This window comes from Stenotrophomonas sp. Ker107b (assembly GCF_053847245.1).
This window is the reverse complement of the sequence record NZ_JBSPHX010000002.1, coordinates 1081728-1099719: the sequence shown is the minus strand read 5'-3', so window position 1 is coordinate 1099719 and position 17992 is coordinate 1081728. Positions and strand designations below refer to the sequence as shown.

Below are 17992 nucleotides of genomic sequence, written 5' to 3'. Positions count from 1 at the left end.
TCATGGCCGCAAGGCCAATGCAAAGAAAAAGGCGGCCATTGGCCGCCTTTTTCCGTTTACCGGTACCGCTGGATCAGAACTGCACGGACCAGCGCGCGGTCACGCTGCGGTCGCGGGCGTCGTCACCGAAGGTGCCGTTGTAGCCCAGCTCCAGCTGGTTGCGCGGGCTCAACCAGGCCGACAGGCCCAGCTCGGCAACCACGGCGTTGTCGGCGATGGCCGCACCGCTGACAGCAAAGCTGCTGCCGCCGGTCCAGGCCAGATCGGCGACCTGGCTGCGGTCACCGGAAGCACGACGGTAGCCGACGCCACCGCGGACGTGCAGCCAGCTTTCCTGCTGCCAGGAGGTCTTCAGGCCCTTGTCGAAGCGCACACCGGCGGTCGCCACGTTGGTGCGCGTATCGGCGACCTGACCGTTCAGTGCAGCCGCGCCACCCTGTTCGGCGAAGCCGTCCACGTCCACTTCAACGCGGGCGAACTGCACGTACGGCTCCAGACCCGCCTCGCGGCCACCGAAACGGTACGCGCCTTCGATGAAGGCTTGGCGGGTGGTGGCGTCGTACTTGGCCGACAGCGCATCCTGGTAGCCGGCAAAGGTCAGCTGACGCTTGCTGTCCACGTCGTGACGCGAATAGCCCAGGCCGGCGCGCAGACCGAACGCACCCCACTGATTGCCCACATAGGCACCGACGTGCGTGTTGTCGATTTCCGAACGGGCGCCGCGACCGGCCGCCTGCTTGATATCGGTACGGCCGGTACCCACCAGCGCACCGACCTGCCAGCCGCCACCGAACACATGGTCGGCACCGACCAGCAGACCGTTGCTGTTGGAATCGGTGCGCGCGGCATTGGCATCGCCATCGAGCTTGCCGCTGCCACCGATCGCCTGCACCCACGCGCCACCGGCGGCGGCGTCATCACCGGCAGCCGGCGAACGCACGCCCACGGCACGGCTGAGGGCCGCATCACGCAGGTAACGGCTGCTTTCCACCAGCGCCATCGGCGTGGCGGCGTGGATTTCACCACTCAGCGCGTCCAGCGCCGCACCGACCTGGGCCGGGAACAGCTGGGTCAGCGGCTTCGGCAGACCCTGGTTGACGCCCAGACGATCGGCGCTGGTTGCCACGGCGATCTGGTTGGCGGTGACCGCCGCGCTGGCCAGCGAGTTGCCGCGTGCCACGCCGATGCTCATGCCACCGGCGGTGTAGGCCAGGCTGAACTGCAGGAACGGCGAGAACGCCGAGAAGTCCGTGGTCGCGAACTGACCGTTCACGCCACCGGCGGCCTGCAGGAAGTTGAACTGCTCGCCGAGGTAGTACACGCCGGCTTCCGGCAGTGCCTTCAGGGTGCCGCCCAGGGTGGCGGTACCGGTCACGCGCAGCACATCGCTGCGGCTGCCCGGGGCCAGCTCGGCCTGGTAGACGCCGGTGGCGGTCTGCACGTAATCGCCGTTGATGGTCAGCGTGCCGATGGAGTTGCCCGGCGCGATGATGCCTTCAACGCGGGTGCTGCCCAGCGTGCCGACACCCTTCAGGGTGCCCTTGGCGCCGACGACGGTCGAACCGTCCTGCTGCACGCCGTTGAAGGACACGGTGCCGGCGGTGACGAACAGGTCCGAACCATCCAGCAGTGCACCGGCATTGACGCGGGTGGTGCCGGCCGAGGTCAGCGTGCTGTCGACCAGACGGCCGTTGAGCACGAAGCTGCCGCCGCTGCCGATGGTCGTGTCACCGTCGCGCTGCAGGCCGTTGAACGTGACCGAACCGCCGGTCACATTGAGTGCCGAGCCATCGAGCACGCCGGTGGTGGAGATGACACTGCTGCCACCCAGGCTGTTGAGCGTGGTGGACACCAGGCTGCCGTTGAGCAGGAACTGGCCGCCCTGCACATCGACTGAGGCGGTCAGTGCATTGGCACCGTCCAGCTCCAGCACGCCCTCGCGCACGATCGCACCGTTGAAGGTGTTGTCGCCGCTCAGACGCAGCCAGCCGATGCCGGACTTGGTCAGCTTGCCCGGGCCGCCGATGTTGTTGGTCCAGTCGTCCCATGCATCGCCTTCCCACACCTTCAGGCCGCCGGCCTTCTGGTTCATGACCACGTCGGTGTCGACGCGCAGCATGCCGTAGCCTTCGATCGCGCTGGCCAGGTTCATCAGGCCCCAGCCGTAGACGTCGTCCACGCCGGCGGCACCAAGATCGGTGGCGGTGGTCAGCAGCACGTCGCGGACCTGCGCGTTGCTCAGGTACGGGAAGCGTTCGAACAGCAGGCCGAGGGCACCGGTGACGTGCGGGGCCGCCATCGAGGTGCCGGTCATCAGGTCATAGCGGTAGGTCGGCACGCGCTCGAGCACATCGAGCAGCACGTTGCCGTCCGCGTCGGCCAGCAGCTGCGCATCCAGCGAGGAATCGCTGCCATACACGGTCGAGCGGATGTCGGTACCCGGGGCGGCCAAGCACCAATTTGCGCTGAAACCGCAGCGATTCGAGGTAATGTCAAGCACATAGCTGCCCGGCTGGTCCTCGCGGACGTTGACCACGCTGAGCCAATCCTTCTCGATATCGCTGAACAGACGCGGCAGCGTGGCGTAGATGCCAGCAATCGGCGCCTCCTCCGGCGTATCAGCATTGGCGTTGTTGTTGCCGGCCGCCCAGACCTGGATCATGCCCTTGGCGCGTGAGCCTTCGGCAAAGATGCTCAGATACTCGACGTTATTCGCATATAGAGCGTCCATGTCAGCTACATCGGTCGGCTCGTTGCTCAGGCCCCAGCTGTGGTTGATCGCGCGAACGTCCTGATCATTCATCTGCGCGTACATATCCTCGAACGCGCTGCCATCCGGGCCGACGCCACCGACATTGACGACGCGGTAGTCGCCACCGCCCACATCGGTCCACGCCTGTGCGTCATTGAAGAACAGCTTGGCCGCGGTCAGGTCGGCGCCGAATGCTACGCCATGGGTGCCATTCCCATCGCGGTTGGCGGCGATGGTGCCAGCCACATGCGTGCCGTGCGTCTGGAAATGGACACCGGCCTGAGCGTAGCGGGGATCCGATTCGATGATGTCACGGATGGCCTGCGGCACGCTGGGATCGTAGGTGACGTAACTGATGGAGACGTCATCGCCATCACTGGCGAAGCAGGCATCGGGTCCGCCGATCAGCGTGGTGTTCGTGCAGCGGGTGCCATCGGGCAGCAGGTCAGCGATCCGGATGCTGCGATGATTCTTGCCCGCGAACTCGGGATGATCGAGGCCCGAACCGCTGTCGAACACGCCCAAGCGGATGCCCTTGCCGGTCAGGCCGCGCGCATACGCAGCGTCGGCGTTGATCGCCTTCAGACCCCAATCGGCCTTGAACTCTTCACTGCGCCAGCTTTCGATGTCGCCCGGCGTGCCGTTGATCGGGCCCTGAACTGGGAGAGAGCTGGTCTGGAGACCACCGACCTTTGCAACGTTGGCAATGTTGCCAGCCGTCTGGTCCAGGCTGAATGCCGAACGCTGCAGCGTGCGCTGCTGCTGGTAGATGGTCAGGGAATCGACGTCGGAACTGGCCAGCGCGGGGACAGCCAGGGCAGCCAGCAGGGTTCCGGTGATGGCCGATGCCAGCAGGCTCGGTGACGGACGACGACGTGCGGTGAAGCGGGACGAAGAGACGTAGGTCATCTGAAAACAACTTCCTTGAAGTGATTAGGGCTGCAATACCACAAGCGATATCGGCAGCCGCCCAGAAAAATGTATGCCATTCCATATGGCAGGCACGGCAAGCGTAAGCGATCTTTCACACATTTTTTACAATTTTCGGGTATCGGCGATATGCCGTAGGCCCGTCGGCACAGCTCCTTGTCGGGTCGTCCTGTCGGCGATCCCCTGTCCTTGCGCACCGTCGTGGACGACGTCCCGGACGATGCGACGCGTCGCAATCACAGCGTCAACCGTAATTTTCCACGCATGCAGGCTAACCAATAGAGATGCAAATGAGCATCAGGAAATTCCCGACATCGACTGTCTTGTCGCGTTGATGACCGATGCCCTGCCGGCACGCCCATGAGCTTCGTCACTTGGCAAACGCCCCGTGCAGCGGATAGCGTCGACCGATTCGTCCACACCGCATCGGGGAAACATGCGCACACGATTGACTGCCGGCCTGGGCCTTGCCCTGTTCTCGCTCGCCGCAGCGCCGGCGCCCGCCGCGTCGCGCTTCCTCCAGGATCCCTACCCCAGCACCTATGCGCCGATCGCTTCTGCCCCGGTGTTGATCAGCAACGCGACGGTGCTCACCGGCACCGGCGTGCGCCTGGACAACGCCGATGTGCTGCTGCGCGACGGCCGCATCGCGGCAGTCGGCACCGGCCTGAGCGCGCCGGCCGACGCGGTCCGCGTCGACGGCCAGGGCAAGTGGGTCACCCCCGGCATCATCGATGTGCACTCGCACCTGGGCGTGTATCCGAGCCCGGGCGTGAGCGCGCACAGCGACGGCAACGAGATGACCGCACCGGTCACCGCCAATGTCTGGGCCGAGCACTCGGTGTGGCCCCAGGACCCCGGCTTTGCCGCCGCACTGGCCGGCGGCGTGACCTCGATGCAGGTGCTGCCCGGCTCGGCCAATCTGGTCGGCGGCCGCGGGGTGACGTTGAAGAACGTACCCGCAACGACCTACCAGGCCATGAAGTTCCCCGGCGCGCCATGGGGCCTGAAGATGGCCTGCGGCGAGAACCCCAAGCGCGTCTACGGCGGCAAGGGCACCGCGCCGGGCACGCGCATGGGCAACGTCGCCGGTTACCGCGCGGCCTTCATCGATGCCAGCGAGTACATCGCCAAGAACACCCCCAAGCAGCCGAAGAAGAAGCGCTGGTTCAGTGGCGATGACAAGGGCGACAGCGCCGGCGACAGCGGCGGCAAGCGCGATCTCAAGCTGGATACGCTGGCCGGCGCCATCCAGGGCGACATCCGCGTGCACATTCACTGCTACCGCGCCGATGAGATGGCCACGATGCTGGATCTCTCCAAGGAATTCGGCTTCAAGATCGCCGCCTTCCATCACGCGGTGGAGGCCTACAAGCTGGCTGACCGGCTCGCCGAGGAAGGCGTGTGTGGTGCGCTGTGGGCCGACTGGTGGGGCTTCAAGATGGAGGCCTTCGATGGCATCCAGGACAACATCGCCCTGGTCGACCGCCCCGCCAACAGCTGCGCGATCGTGCATTCTGATTCCCCGGAGGGCATCCAGCGCTTGAACCAGGAAGCGGCCAAGGTGATCGCCAACGCACGCCGCGCTGGCATCGAGATCGCCCCGGAGCGCGCCATGATGTGGCTCACCTCCAACGCGGCACGCTCGCTGGGCGTGGAGAAGCAGACCGGCAGCCTGGAGGCCGGCAAGATGGGTGACGTGGTGGTCTGGAACGGCAGCCCCTTCAGTTCCTATGCACTGGCCGAAAAAGTCTATGTCGACGGCCATCAGGTCTATGACCGGCAGGATGTGAGGCGACAGCCGCTGTCGGACTTCATGCTCGGCCAGGAGGCACGCCCATGAGCCGCCGCGTCTCGATGCGTCTGCTTCCGCAGGCCCTGTTGTTGATTGCCGGTGCCTGCGTGGCCCCTTCCGTGTTCGCGCAGGATCTGCTGATCCGCAACGCCACGGTGCACACCGCCGCCGCACGCGGCAGCCTGGCGCACAGCGATGTGCTGGTCCAGGGCGGCGTGATCCGCGCTGTCGGTCCGGGCCTGTCGGCACCGGCCGGTGTAGCGGTGGTCGAGGCCGCGGGCAAGCCGCTTACCCCGGCGTTGTTCGGCGGCATCACCGACATCGGCATCGAAGAAGTGTCCGGCGAATCGGCCACGGTCGACAGCACGCTCAAGCTGGAAGAGCAGCCGCTGCGCCCGGAATTCGACGTCACCTTGGCCTTCAATCCGGACTCGGTGCTGATCCCGGTCGCGCGTCTGGATGGCATCGGCTTCACCGTACTGGGCGCCAACACCGGCGGCGGCTTCATCGCCGGCCAGGGCGGGGTGATGCGGCTGGATGGCAGCGCCGACCCGGTCGGCCCGCTGGCGCTGTTCATCCGTCTCGGCGCGTCCGGCGCCGAGCTGACCGGCAGCTCGCGGGCCGCGCAGTGGATGCTGCTGGAACAGATGGTCAGCGAAGCCCGTGGCCGCGTTCCGGCCGACTCGCCGCATGCGCTGCTCACACCCGCCGGGCGCGCCACGCTGGCGCGCTACCTGGCTGGCCAGGGTCGGATCGTGGTGCAGGTCGACCGTGCCGCCGACATCCGCCAGCTGCTGCGCTGGGCCGGCCGCGAGAAGGTCAAGATCGCCATCGCCGGCGGTGCCGAGGCGTGGCGTCTGGCCCCGCAGCTGGCCCAGGCCGGCGTGCCGGTGTTCGTCGATGGGCTGGGCAATCTGCCGAGCAGCTTCGACCAGCTCGGCGCGACCCTGCAGAACGCCGCGCGCTTGAAGGCGGCCGGCGTGCAAGTCAGCTTCGCCCAGCGCGACGATGCCTCGCACAACGCACGCAAGATGCGCCAGCTGGCCGGCAATGCGGTCGCCAACGGGTTGCCCTGGGATGATGGTCTGGCGGGCCTGACCCGGGTGCCGGCGCAGGCGCTGGGCGTCGGCGACCGGCTTGGCACCATCGAGCCGGGCAAGCTGGCCGATCTGGTGCTGTGGGAAGGCGATCCGCTGGATGTCGGGCACTACGCCGAGCAGGTCTGGCTGGGCGGCCGCGCGATGCCGATGCGGTCGCGCCAGACCGAGCTGCGCGACCGCTACCAGGCGCCGGCGTCGAGCGAACCGCGCGCATACTCGCGCTGAGTCCCTGCACAGGGCCGCTGCCTGCGGCGGCCCTGCATCCGGCGGCACTACCGTCCGCAACGTGAGCACCCGATCATGGCCCTGCGCTGGTATTTCGATTTCGTCTCACCGTTCGCCTACCTGCACTGGCAGCAGCTCAAGGCGTTGCCGCAGTTCAAGAGTATTGTCCCGGTGCCGATCGCCTTCGGCGCGGTGCTGCACCACCTGGGCAATCTGGGCCCGGCCGAGATTCCCGCCAAACGGCTGTTCACCTATCGGCAGGCGCTGTGGCAGGCCCGCAGCGCCGGGGTGACGCTGCGCTTTCCGCCGGGCCACCCGTTCAATCCACTGGCTGCCCTGCGCCTGTGCCTGGCCGCCGGGGCCACTCACGAGACGGTCGACCTCCTGTTCAACTGGATCTGGCGCGACGGCCACGCCGGTGACAGTGCGGCCGCGCTCGCCCTGCCCGGCGCGATGCTGGACATCGCCGATGTTGCCGAGGCGATCAGCGAGCCGTCGGTCAAGGAAGCGCTACGCCGCAATACGGATGCCGCCTTGGCGGCCGGCGTGTTCGGCGTCCCGACGCTGGCGATCGGCAGCGAACTGTTCTGGGGCAACGATGCCCACCCGCTGATGCAGGCGGTGCTGGCCGATCCCAGCCTGCTCGAGCAGGGCGAATGGGCCCGGATCAAGGACCTGCCGGTGGCGGTCGAGCGCAGCCGCTGAGGTCGGCCGCCTCCCCGGTCAGGCAAAACATCTCGTTTTGAGATAGCGTTCACGTTTCCGAACCTACAACCTGCCGGAGGGGCACAGGATGCGCATCGGAATCGTGGTCGACTCTGCGTGCGATCTGCCGCAGGATTTCATTGAACAACACAACATCGTGCTGCTGCCGATCACCGTCCGCATTGGCGAGGCCGTGCTGGCCGACCATCGCGACGAACAGGCGACACTGAGCTTTCTGCATGCCCATGTGGCTGAGCACGGCGCCGAGGCGGAGACCATTCCGTTCAGCGTCAATCAGATCCGGGATCTGTTCCTGGGCAAGCTGGTGATCGATTACGACCATGTGTTCTGCATGACGATCACCAAGACCCGCAGCCCGATCCACGACAACGCGATGCAGGCCAGCTTCGCGATCCTCAACGATTACAAGCCGGTGCGGCAGGCAGCGGGCTTCAACTCGCCGTTCGCGCTGCGCGTGCTCGATACCCAGAACCTGTTCGCTGCCCAGGGCGTAACTGCGGTGGAAGCGGTGCGCCTGCGCGACAGTGGTGCGAGCGTGCAGCAGATCCGCGAGCGGCTGGAGCTGCTGGCGCACAACGTGCACGGCTACATGATCACCCGTGATCTGTACTACATGCGCGCCCGGGCACGCCATAAGGGCGACCGCAGCGTGGGCCTGATCAGCGCCGCGCTGGGCAGTGCGCTGGACATCAAGCCGGTGCTGCATGGCTACCGCGGCGAGACCGGGCCGGTGGCCAAGATCAAGGGCTTCGACAACGCGGTGCAGAAGCTGTTCGATTTCGTCGGCCAGCGGGTCAAGGGCGGCCTGATGACGCCAACCGTGTGCATCAGCTACGGCGGCGAGCTGGCCGACCTGCAGGCCCTGCCCGGCTACGCCACGTTGCGTGAGACCTGCCAGGCGCATGGCGTGGATGTGTTCGAGGCGGTGATGAGCCTGACCGGCATGGTCAACGTGGGCAAGGGCGCGGTGACGATCGGGTTTGCCGACGAGCCGCATACCTTCAGCGGCTGACCCCGTTCTGCACGCGGATTGCACCGCGTCTCTGCCAGCCTTGCCGCATTCAAAGGAGGTAACCATGGCAAGTTATGACATCAGCCTGCCGGACCCGGCCAAGGCACGCGGCAACGATCCGGACCTGTCCTTCCACGCCCAGGGCGCGGCGGGCCTGGCCGAGGAACTTCAGAACGCCCTGCGCACCCCGGTGCTGTTCGACCGCTGGCGCGCCAAGCAGGACGACCCGGATGCCGTTGACCCGCAGTGGGGCGCGACCGATCCGTCCGCCACCGTCACCGGCGCGCAGGACGATCTGCGGATCAATCTGGTCGCCACCACCAGCATCGACAGCGAGGTGTTCAAGCAGCGCCTGCGCATGCTGGCCGGCAGTCACTGGGAACTGCGCAACGTGCGTTGAGTGGGTTGAACGTGCCCAGGTAGTGTCGGCCGACCGCCAGCACTACCTGGGCGCCACGCCCGGTGTTATCGTGCCGCCCGCCAACGCTGGCTGCATGGATGCTTATGGACCCGAAACTGAAAGCCCTGGTCGAACAGACCAACCTGGCAGACCTGCTGCCGTCTGCCCCGCAGGAAATGGACCTTCGCCAGCCGGTGGCACCGCCGGAGCCGGCCAGGCCGCAACCGGCGCGCTCCACGCACGATGCGCTGCAGGTGACGTTCGGTGGTACCGACATGGTGGGAAAGCTGGCCAATGCGCCCACCAGCGGGCGGGTGAAGACGTTCGCGATGGTCATGTTTGGCGGACCGACAATCGTCTTCGCTCTGATCCTCCTGGCCACGGTATGGACCGCGCCAGGCAATTCGGCGGTCGCGCTGGTCTGCGGCACGGTCATTTCACTGGGGCTGATCGGTATCTGGCCCTACCTGCTGTTCCGCAAGCGCGAAAAACCGTCGACCTGAAGCCTCCAACCGCCCCGCCAGGCAGCTGCCCAGCGGGTGGCCAGACGGTATGCCTCAGGCGTACAAGGCCTTGGCATGGTGCGCGATGTGCTCGCCGATGAAGCTGCTGATGAAGTAGTAGCTGTGGTCGTAGCCGGGCTGCAGGCGCAGCGTCAGCGGATGAGCGGCCGCGGTGCACGCCGCCTGCAGCCACTGCGGCTGCAACTGGTTGTCGAGGAACTCATCGCCACCGCCCTGGTCGACCAGCAACGGCAGGCGCTCAGTAGCCGTGGCCACCAGTTCGCTGGCATCCCACGCCGCCCAGCGGGCGCGGTCCTCGCCCAGGTAGGCAGTAAACGCCTTCTGGCCCCACGGCACGCGGGTCGGCGCGACGATCGGCGAAAACGCCGAGACGCTTTTGTAGCGACCCGGGTTCTTCAACGCGATCACCAGCGCACCATGGCCCCCCATCGAGTGGCCACTGATACTGCGTGCACCCGTCGTCTGGAAATGCGCGTCGATCAAGGCCGGCAGCTCCTCCACGACGTAGTCGTACATGCGGTAATGCGCCGCCCACGGCTGCTCGGTGGCGTTCAAATAGAAACCCGCCCCCTTGCCCAGGTCGTAGCCTTCGGCGTCGGCGACGTCATCGCCGCGCGGGCTGGTGTCCGGCGCGACCAGGATCACGCCATGCTCGGCCGCGTAACGCTGCGCGCCGGCCTTGGTGATGAAGTTCTGTTCGTTGCAGGTCAGCCCGCTGAGCCAGTACAGCACGGGCAGCTTCTGCGTGGCGGCCTGCGGCGGCAGATACACGGCGACATTCATGTCGCACCCCAGTACCTGCGAGGTATGGCGGTAGACGTCCTGCCAGCCGCCGGAGGCGGCGCGATGTTCGATGCGTTCCATGATGGTTCTCCGTAGGGGCGGCGCAGACCACGCGCCGCCCGCAGTGACTCAGAAATGCACGACCGAGCGGATCGACTTGCCTTCATGCATCAGATCGAACGCGTCGTTGATCTCGTCCAGGCCCATCGTGTGGGTCACGAACGGCGCCAGTTCGATGTCGCCCTTCATCGCGTCTTCGACCATGCCCGGCAGCTGGGTACGGCCCTTGACGCCGCCGAAGGCCGTGCCCTTCCAAGAGCGGCCGGTGACCAGCTGGAACGGACGGGTCGAGATTTCCTGGCCCGAGCCGGCCACACCGATCACCACCGACTGGCCCCAGCCACGGTGCGCGCATTCCAGCGCCGCGCGCATCACGTTGACGTTGCCGATGCATTCAAAGGTATGGTCCACGCCCCAGGTGGTCATCTCCACGATGACCTGCTGGATCGGCTTGTCATGGTCCTTCGGGTTGATGCAATCGGTCGCGCCGAACTGCTTGGCCAGTTCGAACTTGGAGGGGTTGGTATCGATCGCGAAGATACGGCCGGCCTTGGCCTGGCGCGCGCCCTGGATCACCGCCAGGCCGATGCCGCCCAGCCCGAACACCGCCACCGAATCGCCTTCCTGCACCTTGGCGGTGTTGTGCACCGCGCCGATGCCGGTGGTCACGCCACAGCCGAGCAGGCACACGTGTTCCGGATTGGCGTCCGGATGGATCTTGGCCAGCGAGACTTCGGCCACCACGGTGTACTCGCTGAAGGTGGAGCAGCCCATGTAGTGGTAGATCGGCTCGCCGTTGTAGCTGAAGCGGGTGGTGCCATCGGGCATCACGCCCTTGCCCTGGGTGGCACGCACGGCCACGCACAGGTTGGTCTTGCCCGAGGTGCAGAACAGGCACTCGCCGCACTCGGCGGTGTACAGCGGGATCACGTGGTCGCCCGGCTTGACGCTGGTGACGCCCTCGCCCACTTCGACCACGATGCCCGCGCCTTCATGGCCAAGCACGGCCGGGAACAGGCCTTCCGGATCATCGCCGGACAGGGTGAACGCATCGGTGTGGCAGACGCCGGTGTGGGTGATCTTGACCAGCACTTCGCCCTTCTGCGGCGGAGCGACGTCGATCTCGACGATCTTCAGCGGTTCGCCAGCGGCGAAGGCAACAGCGGCACGGGATTTCATGGGGAGCACTCCAAGGCAGGGAACAGAATGTGGCAGCACGCGGTCGCCCGCGCACTCATTTGAGGTAGGACCGGATCAGCATGCTCATCTCGCGCACGCGCTCGTCGCGCTGCGCATCGGATTGGGCCGGCTGCCCGAACTCTTCGCGCAGATGCGCTTCCATCACTTCGGACATCAGCCCGTTGACGGCACCGCGGATTGCGGCGATCTGCTGCAGCACCGGCCCGCACTCGGCCCCGGCTTCCAGCGCGCGGTCCAGCGCATCGCACTGACCACGGATCCGACGGACCCGGGCGAGAACGCGCTTCTTTTCCTGCGGTGAATGGGGCATGGGGCAAAGGCCAGTTAACTATACTGGGGGTGAGTATACAGCATCCAGGAAATTACCCCTCTGCAGCAGGTTCTGCGCCAGGGCTGATCAGGGCTGATGGTCAGAGAGTCGGCGGCGGCGTGCCAGATGGATGCGGCCGGCAACCAACACCGCAAATGCCACTACCGCGGTCTGAACGAGCGGATCAGGCGAGATGCCCGGCTGGGGCCAGAACGCGAGCCGCACCGCCAGCACCGCAAAACACACCAACGCCAGCAACGCGAGCGCCTTTGCAACACGGGCCGAGAATGGGAGGGCAAGCAAAGGGGCCGCCACCAGCAGCAGCCCGGCTCCGCCACATGCCAATGCTGCGCGGCCCTCGATGACATTTCCCGTCGCTGCAATGGTCAGGATCAGCACCCCGTAGATCGCAAGGGCAACACCGCCAACCATCGCCAGAATGTTCACGAACCGTCGCTTGCGCATCCATTTCACCGTTGATGAGGACAGGGCGTGGAGCTGCACCACTCGAAGCCAGATACATCTCCTCCGATGCTAGGTGCACGCGCAGAATGCGGCATCTGCCTTTGAAGAGCGAGCATGCAGAGCCTAGGCCACCCGCTGCCGCTACCCCCGCAACAGGTCAATGAATGCCCGCAGCGCAGACGACATCTGCCGCTGCCGCGGGTAGTACACCGCAAAGCCTGCGAACGGCTCGCTCCAGTCTTCCAGCACCGCCACCAGCCGGCCATCATCCAGATACGGGCGCGCGGAATCTTCCAGTACATAGGCCAACCCCAACCCGTCGACCACCGCCTGCAGGATCGTGTTCTGATCGCCAAGCGTGAGCCGCCCGGGCACGTCGATTTCCAGCGCCTGGCCATCGCGTTCGAACTGCCACTTGTAGAGATGGCCGCTGGCGAAGCGGAACCGCACACACTCATGGTGATGCAGATCACGGGGGTGCCGCGGTATCTCACGCCCTGCCAGATATGCTGGCGCACCCACGATCAAACCGCGCAGCGCCGGTCCCAGCGGCACCGCGACCATGTCTTCCGGGACCGATTCGTGCAGGCGCACACCGGCGTCGTAACCGCCCGCGACGATATCCACCAGACCGTCATCCTGAGCGAGCTCCAGGCGCACATCCGGATGCGCGAGCAGGAACTTCGCCAGCCGCGGGCCCAGTTGGGTCTGCACGGCGGCGCGGGTGGCGTTGATCCGCAACAGGCCAGCCGGTGCCGCACGGAAGTGATTCATTTCTTCCAGTGCGTCATGCACCTGCCCGAGCGCGGGCTGCAGGCGCTCGAGCAGGCGCTGGCCGGCTTCGGTGAGGGCCACGCTGCGGGTGGTGCGGTGGAACAGGCCCACGCCCAGGCGCTCTTCCAGCGCGCGGATGGCGTAGCTGACCGCCGAGGTGGACAACGCCAGCTCGGCCCCGGCCTTGCGGAAGCTGCGGTGGCGGGCCACGGCGGCGAAAGCAGCCAGATGGGTCAGGTTGTCAGTGGCCATGATTATCCAGTCTTACTTGATGAATCATGCCGATATCCTGACTGTCTGTGCACGGGATCGGGGCGTATTGTAAAGCGCCTTTCTACAAACCTGCCAAGGATTCCCACATGTCCCTCGCCCATGGTTATGCGGTGCACGACCAGACCGCGCCGCTGGTGCCGTTCTCCTTCGAACGTCGCGCGGCTGGTCCCGATGACGTCCGCATCGAGATTCTCTTCAGTGGCATCTGCCACTCCGATCTGCACCAGGCCCGCGACGATTGGGGTGGCGCCAAGTTCCCGATGGTCCCCGGCCACGAGATCATCGGCCGCGTCACCGAGGTCGGTGCCAACGTCACCGGCTTCAAGGTCGGCGACTTCGCCGGCGTCGGCTGCATGGTCGATTCCTGCCGCCACTGCGCCGCCTGCGATGAAGATCTGGAGCAGTACTGCGAGAAGGGCGCCACTTATACCTACAACAGCACCGAGCGTGACAGCGGCCAGCCGACCTTCGGCGGTTACTCCGACCACATCGTGGTCGAGCAGCGCTTCGTGGTGAAGGTGTCCGAAACGCTCGACCTCAAGGCCGCCGCGCCGCTGCTGTGCGCCGGCATCACCACCTATTCGCCGCTGCGCCACTGGAAGGTCGGCCCCGGCCAGAAGGTCGGCGTGATCGGCCTGGGTGGCCTGGGCCACATGGGCGTGAAGTTCGCCAAGGCGATGGGCGCCACCGTGGTGATGATCACCACCACCCCGGAAAAGGGTGCCGACGCCAAGCGCCTGGGCGCCGATGAAGTGCTGGTCTCGCGTGATCCGGCGCAGATGAAGGCCCATGCGGGCAGCTTCGATTTCCTGCTCAACACCATCCCGGTCAGCCACGACACCAACCCGTACATGTCCCTGCTCAAGCGCGATGCCACGATGTGCCTGGTCGGCGTGCTGACCGAGCTGGATCCACCGCTGATGGGCGCTTCGGTGATGTTCGGCCGCAAGCACATCACCGGCTCGGCGATCGGCGGCATGGCCGAAACGCAGGAAATGATGGACTTCTGTGCCGAGCACAACATCGTCAGCGACGTGGAAGTAATCGACATCAAGACCGTCAACGAGGCCTGGGAGCGCATGGCGAAGAACGATGTGCGCTACCGCTTCGTGATCGATATGGCCACGCTGGAAAAGGCGGCCTGATTACCAGCGGCACATCAACAATGAAAAACCCCAGCGATGGCGTCATGCGGTTCACTTAAGCGGAACTGCATTGCAATCCAACGTGTAGCGGGCCTTGAAGAGCTTCACCGCCCTCGGCGTAAGTGGCCAAGGGCGGTGATCAAGGAACAAGCGTCCTATACCTGATCGGGTTTTAGCCCAGTCGCGTACTGCCGGCAGCCGGCCGGCCATCCAAGGTTCACTTGACGCGCCCCGACCGAAATTTCTTCCTGTAGCAGGTCCAGCTTTCCCGGCTCTGAGCGCGTCACGCTAGACCCGCACCGGGATGACGCCTTTGACCTCAATACTGCAGGTCAAACTCTGGACCCTAATTCCTGTGCTATCAATGCAAGGCTCCGCTTCGAGACTCTGTCAGGGATGGGAAGGATGCGCAGATTCAAGAAGAGTTCTGGCAGCAGATCTAGTCGCCGCAGGGAATTGGACAGGTTGTTTCGGAAGCTGAGTGCCGCAGGCGCATGGCTCTGCTGCGTGCTGCTGGTCGGCATGACCCTCGTGCCAACCGGACGCGCTCAGACCGTCACCTATATCCATACCGATGCACTCGGCTCGGTCGTGGCCGAATCTGATGCCAATGGAAACGTGACCAAACGCTATGACTACGAGCCCTACGGTGCTGTGGTAAGCGGGCAGGTCACGGATGGACCGGGATACACGGGGCATGTGAGCGATGCGACCACCGGGCTCAGCTACATGCAGCAGCGGTACATGGATCCGCAATTGGGCGTATTTCTGTCGGTTGATCCGGTGACACCACACTACAACCCAGGATCATCTTTCAACCGATACAGATACGCTGCAAACAATCCCTATCGATTCAATGACCCTGACGGTCGTCAGGAGCGTGCAGCCGAGCGACACAGTGATTCAGTAGCAAGCGATCCTGCCGCGTACAACACATTTGGTCCAGCGGCCCTTGTGTTGACCTACACCATAGTTCGAGCGACTCCCATCGTTGGTCCTCCCGCCGCTTCGCTGATGACAGGCGCGATCGACTCTGCGCAACAGTCCCGGGCACTACCTGCACCAACGGCACCGGCACCCGTATCTGCTTCAGTTGCTGCTCCCGCACCTGCGTCCTCGCCCAATTTCGTTATCTCATCAAACGGAACGGCGTTTCCTGTGCCTCCAGGGTCAACGGGCCCCTCTCCAGTGACAAATCCGGCGGGCAAGCAAACCGGCGTTGCTTTTACAGGTGGGGCGGGGGCACCAACGGACAAGTGTCAACCATGCGGATGATGGATCCGACGCCGTCAAAGGGGAACAGTCCCGGATATCCGGCGGGCTACATAAAATATGAAAATGCGGGTAAGCAAGGTGTTGATCCAAGCTCAGGAAAGACCTTGCCCAATTCAAAGTCGCATTTCCCAATCAAGTAGGGTGAGATACGTGAGATGAGTGAGCATCGATCAGACAATTTTCAGCACCTCAAGGGTAAGCATGTAACGCTGACCTTCGAGGATGAGCAGGTTCAGGTTGGCACTGATGATGGATGGATGCTGCACATTTACAACACAGTAGAGCTTTTGGGAGCGGAAAGTGCAGCTGCTTTGGCTCCTGCGTCGTTCCGCCTGAAGTTGCTCGATTGCGTGTTCGATCAAAAAAAGATGACGCTTTTTTTTACTTGCGGCAAGGCGCTCATCGTTGACATGACAGATGATGGATATTCCGGTCCAGAAGCCATGCAACTAAACGGGCCTGACGGCAGCATCATGATCTGGAACTGAAACGCTTGCCTGTCACAGCGCGACGCGCAGGCTATTCCGTTCTTCCATACCCCCCTGCCTGATGGGTGTGATTTATCTCAGTGGTGCCGTTTCGCCTCTCCTACTCGGCCCGTTCCATATAGACGGATTCTGTCGCCTGAGCGCGTAGGTAGTAGGTCGCAGGTTCGATTCCAATGTCCGGCACCAGATAGAGAAAAATGCCACGACCTTGGTCGCAATGCTGTTCAAAGAAACGGCGCTCACCCGGAAAGGGAAAGCGCCGTTTTTCAGGGCTCTTCTCGCATCTGCGTGACAAGCGCGAAGCGAACTCAGTACGCGAATTCCCTGAACACCGGATCGATGTTCCCGCCCCACTCGCCATGGAACAGCGCCAGCTTGCGATCGGCCGGGGTCAATCCGGAATCGACGATCTCCTGCAGCACTTCCAGGAACTTGCTTTCGTCCTGACCATCGGCATTGCGCGCGGCGCGGCGCTTGAGGCCGGCCACGGCGATCTTCAACGCTTCACGCGACAGATCCAGCACGGTGCCGTTGCGGAACGGCAGCTTCAACCCATGCCGCGGCACGCCATCGCGCAGGACGTTGCGCTCGACCAGGCTGAAATCACGGACCAGGTCCCACGCGGCATCGAGTGCAGCATCGTCATACAGCAGGCCCACCCAGAACGCGGGCAGCGCGCACAGGCGACTCCACGGGCCGGCATCGGCGCCGCGCATTTCCAGGTACTTCTTCAGCCGCACTTCCGGGAACGCGGTGGTCATGTGATCGGACCAGTCGCGCAGCGTGGGCAGCTGCCCCGGCAGCACCGGCAGCTTGCCGACCATGAAATCGCGGAAGCTCTGGCCGCTGGCATCGTGGTACTTGCCATCGCGGTAAGAGAAGTACATCGGCACATCCAGCAGGTAATCCACATAACGCTCGTAACCGAAGCCGTCTTCGAAGACGAAGTCGAGCATGCCGGTGCGATCGTTGTCGGTGTCGGTCCAGATGTGCGAGCGGTAGCTCTGGTAGCCGTTCGGCACGCCCTCGGTGAACGGCGAATCGGCGAACAGCGCGGTGGCGATCGGCTGCAGCGCCAGCGACACGCGGAACTTCTTCACCATGTCCGCTTCGGTGGCGTAGTCCAGGTTGACCTGCACCGTGCAGGTGCGGGTCATCATGTCCAGGCCGAGCGTGCCGACCTTGGGCATGTACTCGCGCATGATCTTGTAGCGGCCCTTGGGCATCCACGGCATTTCATCGCGGGCCCACTTCGGCTGGAAGCCCATGCCGAGGAAGCCCAGCTGCAGTTCGCCGGCGACCTGCGCCACTTCATTGAGATGGGTGCCGGTTTCCACGCAGGTCTGGTGGATGGTCTCCACCGCCGCGCCGGACAGTTCCAGCTGGCCGGCCGGCTCCAGCGTCACCGAGGCGTTGTCGCGCAGCAGGGCGATGGTGCGCCCGTCTTCCTGCACCGGATCCCAGCCGAAGCGGGTCAGACCATTGAGCAGCGCTTCGATGCCGCGGTCGCCATCGAAGGTGGGCGGGCGCAGGTCATCCAGTCGGAAGCCGAACTTCTCATGCTCGGTGCCGATGCGCCACTGCGCCTGGGGCTTTTCGCCGGAGGCCAACGTGGCGACCAGTTCATTACGGTCGGTGATCGGCGTCTCGGCGACGTGGCTGGGGCTCGACAAGGGGAGGCTCGCAGAATTCTGGTCAGGGCGGGGATGTGGGGTTCACGCCCCCGCATCGCAAGGGCGCACTATATCGTGGCGT

At 64.8% G+C, this 17992-nt stretch carries 16 protein-coding genes; 9 read left to right on the top strand and 7 right to left on the bottom strand.

Features of this window, described 5'->3' with window-relative positions:
* Positions 1-73: 73 nt before the first annotated feature.
* Positions 74-3661: an autotransporter domain-containing protein gene (locus ACWV8V_RS14725; protein ID WP_455900075.1), complete on the bottom strand. Its 3588-nt coding sequence runs from the start codon at positions 3659-3661 to the stop codon at positions 74-76.
* A 457-nt stretch (positions 3662-4118) separates the two neighbouring features.
* Between ACWV8V_RS14725 and ACWV8V_RS14720 the strand changes: the two genes are divergently transcribed.
* The 6 genes from ACWV8V_RS14720 to ACWV8V_RS14695 all read left to right on the top strand — a co-directional run bounded on the left by ACWV8V_RS14720 (position 4119) and on the right by ACWV8V_RS14695 (position 9443).
* Positions 4119-5525, top strand: a complete 1407-nt coding sequence (locus tag ACWV8V_RS14720) for an amidohydrolase (protein WP_455900074.1) — start codon at positions 4119-4121, stop codon at positions 5523-5525.
* A 14-nt stretch (positions 5526-5539) separates the two neighbouring features.
* Positions 5540-6802: an amidohydrolase family protein gene (locus ACWV8V_RS14715; protein ID WP_429000509.1), complete on the top strand. Its 1263-nt coding sequence runs from the start codon at positions 5540-5542 to the stop codon at positions 6800-6802.
* Between the two features lie 72 nt (positions 6803-6874).
* Positions 6875-7507 carry a DsbA family protein gene (locus tag ACWV8V_RS14710; RefSeq protein WP_455900129.1) on the top strand — a complete coding sequence of 211 codons (633 nt, stop codon included), beginning with the start codon at positions 6875-6877 and terminating at the stop codon, positions 7505-7507.
* Between the two features lie 88 nt (positions 7508-7595).
* Positions 7596-8540: a DegV family protein gene (locus tag ACWV8V_RS14705; RefSeq protein WP_346468650.1), complete on the top strand. Its 945-nt coding sequence runs from the start codon at positions 7596-7598 to the stop codon at positions 8538-8540.
* Positions 8541-8604: 64 nt separating this feature from the next.
* Positions 8605-8940 (top strand): hypothetical protein, encoded by a 336-nt coding sequence (locus tag ACWV8V_RS14700; RefSeq protein WP_455900073.1) that lies wholly within the window; start codon positions 8605-8607, stop codon positions 8938-8940.
* A gap of 104 nt (positions 8941-9044) precedes the next feature.
* Positions 9045-9443, top strand: a complete 399-nt coding sequence (locus tag ACWV8V_RS14695) for a hypothetical protein (protein WP_123730212.1) — start codon at positions 9045-9047, stop codon at positions 9441-9443.
* Between the two features lie 54 nt (positions 9444-9497).
* Here the strand turns inward: ACWV8V_RS14695 and fghA are convergent, their stop codons facing one another.
* The 5 genes from fghA to ACWV8V_RS14670 form a co-directional block, all read right to left on the bottom strand.
* Positions 9498-10328 (bottom strand): S-formylglutathione hydrolase, encoded by an 831-nt coding sequence (fghA, locus tag ACWV8V_RS14690; RefSeq protein ID WP_455900072.1) that lies wholly within the window; start codon positions 10326-10328, stop codon positions 9498-9500.
* 48 nt (positions 10329-10376) lie between these two features.
* Positions 10377-11486: an S-(hydroxymethyl)glutathione dehydrogenase/class III alcohol dehydrogenase gene (locus tag ACWV8V_RS14685; RefSeq protein WP_455900071.1), complete on the bottom strand. Its 1110-nt coding sequence runs from the start codon at positions 11484-11486 to the stop codon at positions 10377-10379.
* A gap of 55 nt (positions 11487-11541) precedes the next feature.
* Positions 11542-11817, bottom strand: coding sequence for a metal/formaldehyde-sensitive transcriptional repressor (locus tag ACWV8V_RS14680; RefSeq protein ID WP_019183747.1), 276 nt, complete (start codon positions 11815-11817; stop codon positions 11542-11544).
* An 87-nt stretch (positions 11818-11904) separates the two neighbouring features.
* Entirely contained in the window at positions 11905-12321 is a 417-nt protein-coding gene (locus tag ACWV8V_RS14675) for a hypothetical protein (RefSeq protein ID WP_259259144.1), read from the bottom strand.
* Between the two features lie 102 nt (positions 12322-12423).
* On the bottom strand, positions 12424-13308 hold the full coding sequence (locus ACWV8V_RS14670) for a LysR family transcriptional regulator (protein ID WP_259259142.1): 885 nt from the start codon (positions 13306-13308) through the stop codon (positions 12424-12426).
* 107 nt (positions 13309-13415) lie between these two features.
* Between ACWV8V_RS14670 and ACWV8V_RS14665 the strand changes: the two genes are divergently transcribed.
* From ACWV8V_RS14665 to ACWV8V_RS14655, 3 genes are all read left to right on the top strand, one after another.
* On the top strand, positions 13416-14474 hold the full coding sequence (locus ACWV8V_RS14665) for an NAD(P)-dependent alcohol dehydrogenase (protein ID WP_259259141.1): 1059 nt from the start codon (positions 13416-13418) through the stop codon (positions 14472-14474).
* Between the two features lie 396 nt (positions 14475-14870).
* On the top strand, positions 14871-15749 hold the full coding sequence (locus ACWV8V_RS14660; RefSeq protein ID WP_455900070.1) for an RHS repeat-associated core domain-containing protein: 879 nt from the start codon (positions 14871-14873) through the stop codon (positions 15747-15749).
* Between the two features lie 155 nt (positions 15750-15904).
* Positions 15905-16237 carry a hypothetical protein gene (locus ACWV8V_RS14655; RefSeq protein ID WP_259259139.1) on the top strand — a complete coding sequence of 111 codons (333 nt, stop codon included), beginning with the start codon at positions 15905-15907 and terminating at the stop codon, positions 16235-16237.
* Between the two features lie 308 nt (positions 16238-16545).
* Here ACWV8V_RS14655 and ACWV8V_RS14650 read toward each other — a convergent pair whose 3' ends face one another.
* Positions 16546-17910, bottom strand: a complete 1365-nt coding sequence (locus tag ACWV8V_RS14650) for a glutamate--cysteine ligase (RefSeq protein WP_455900069.1) — start codon at positions 17908-17910, stop codon at positions 16546-16548.
* Positions 17911-17992 lie beyond the last annotated feature (82 nt).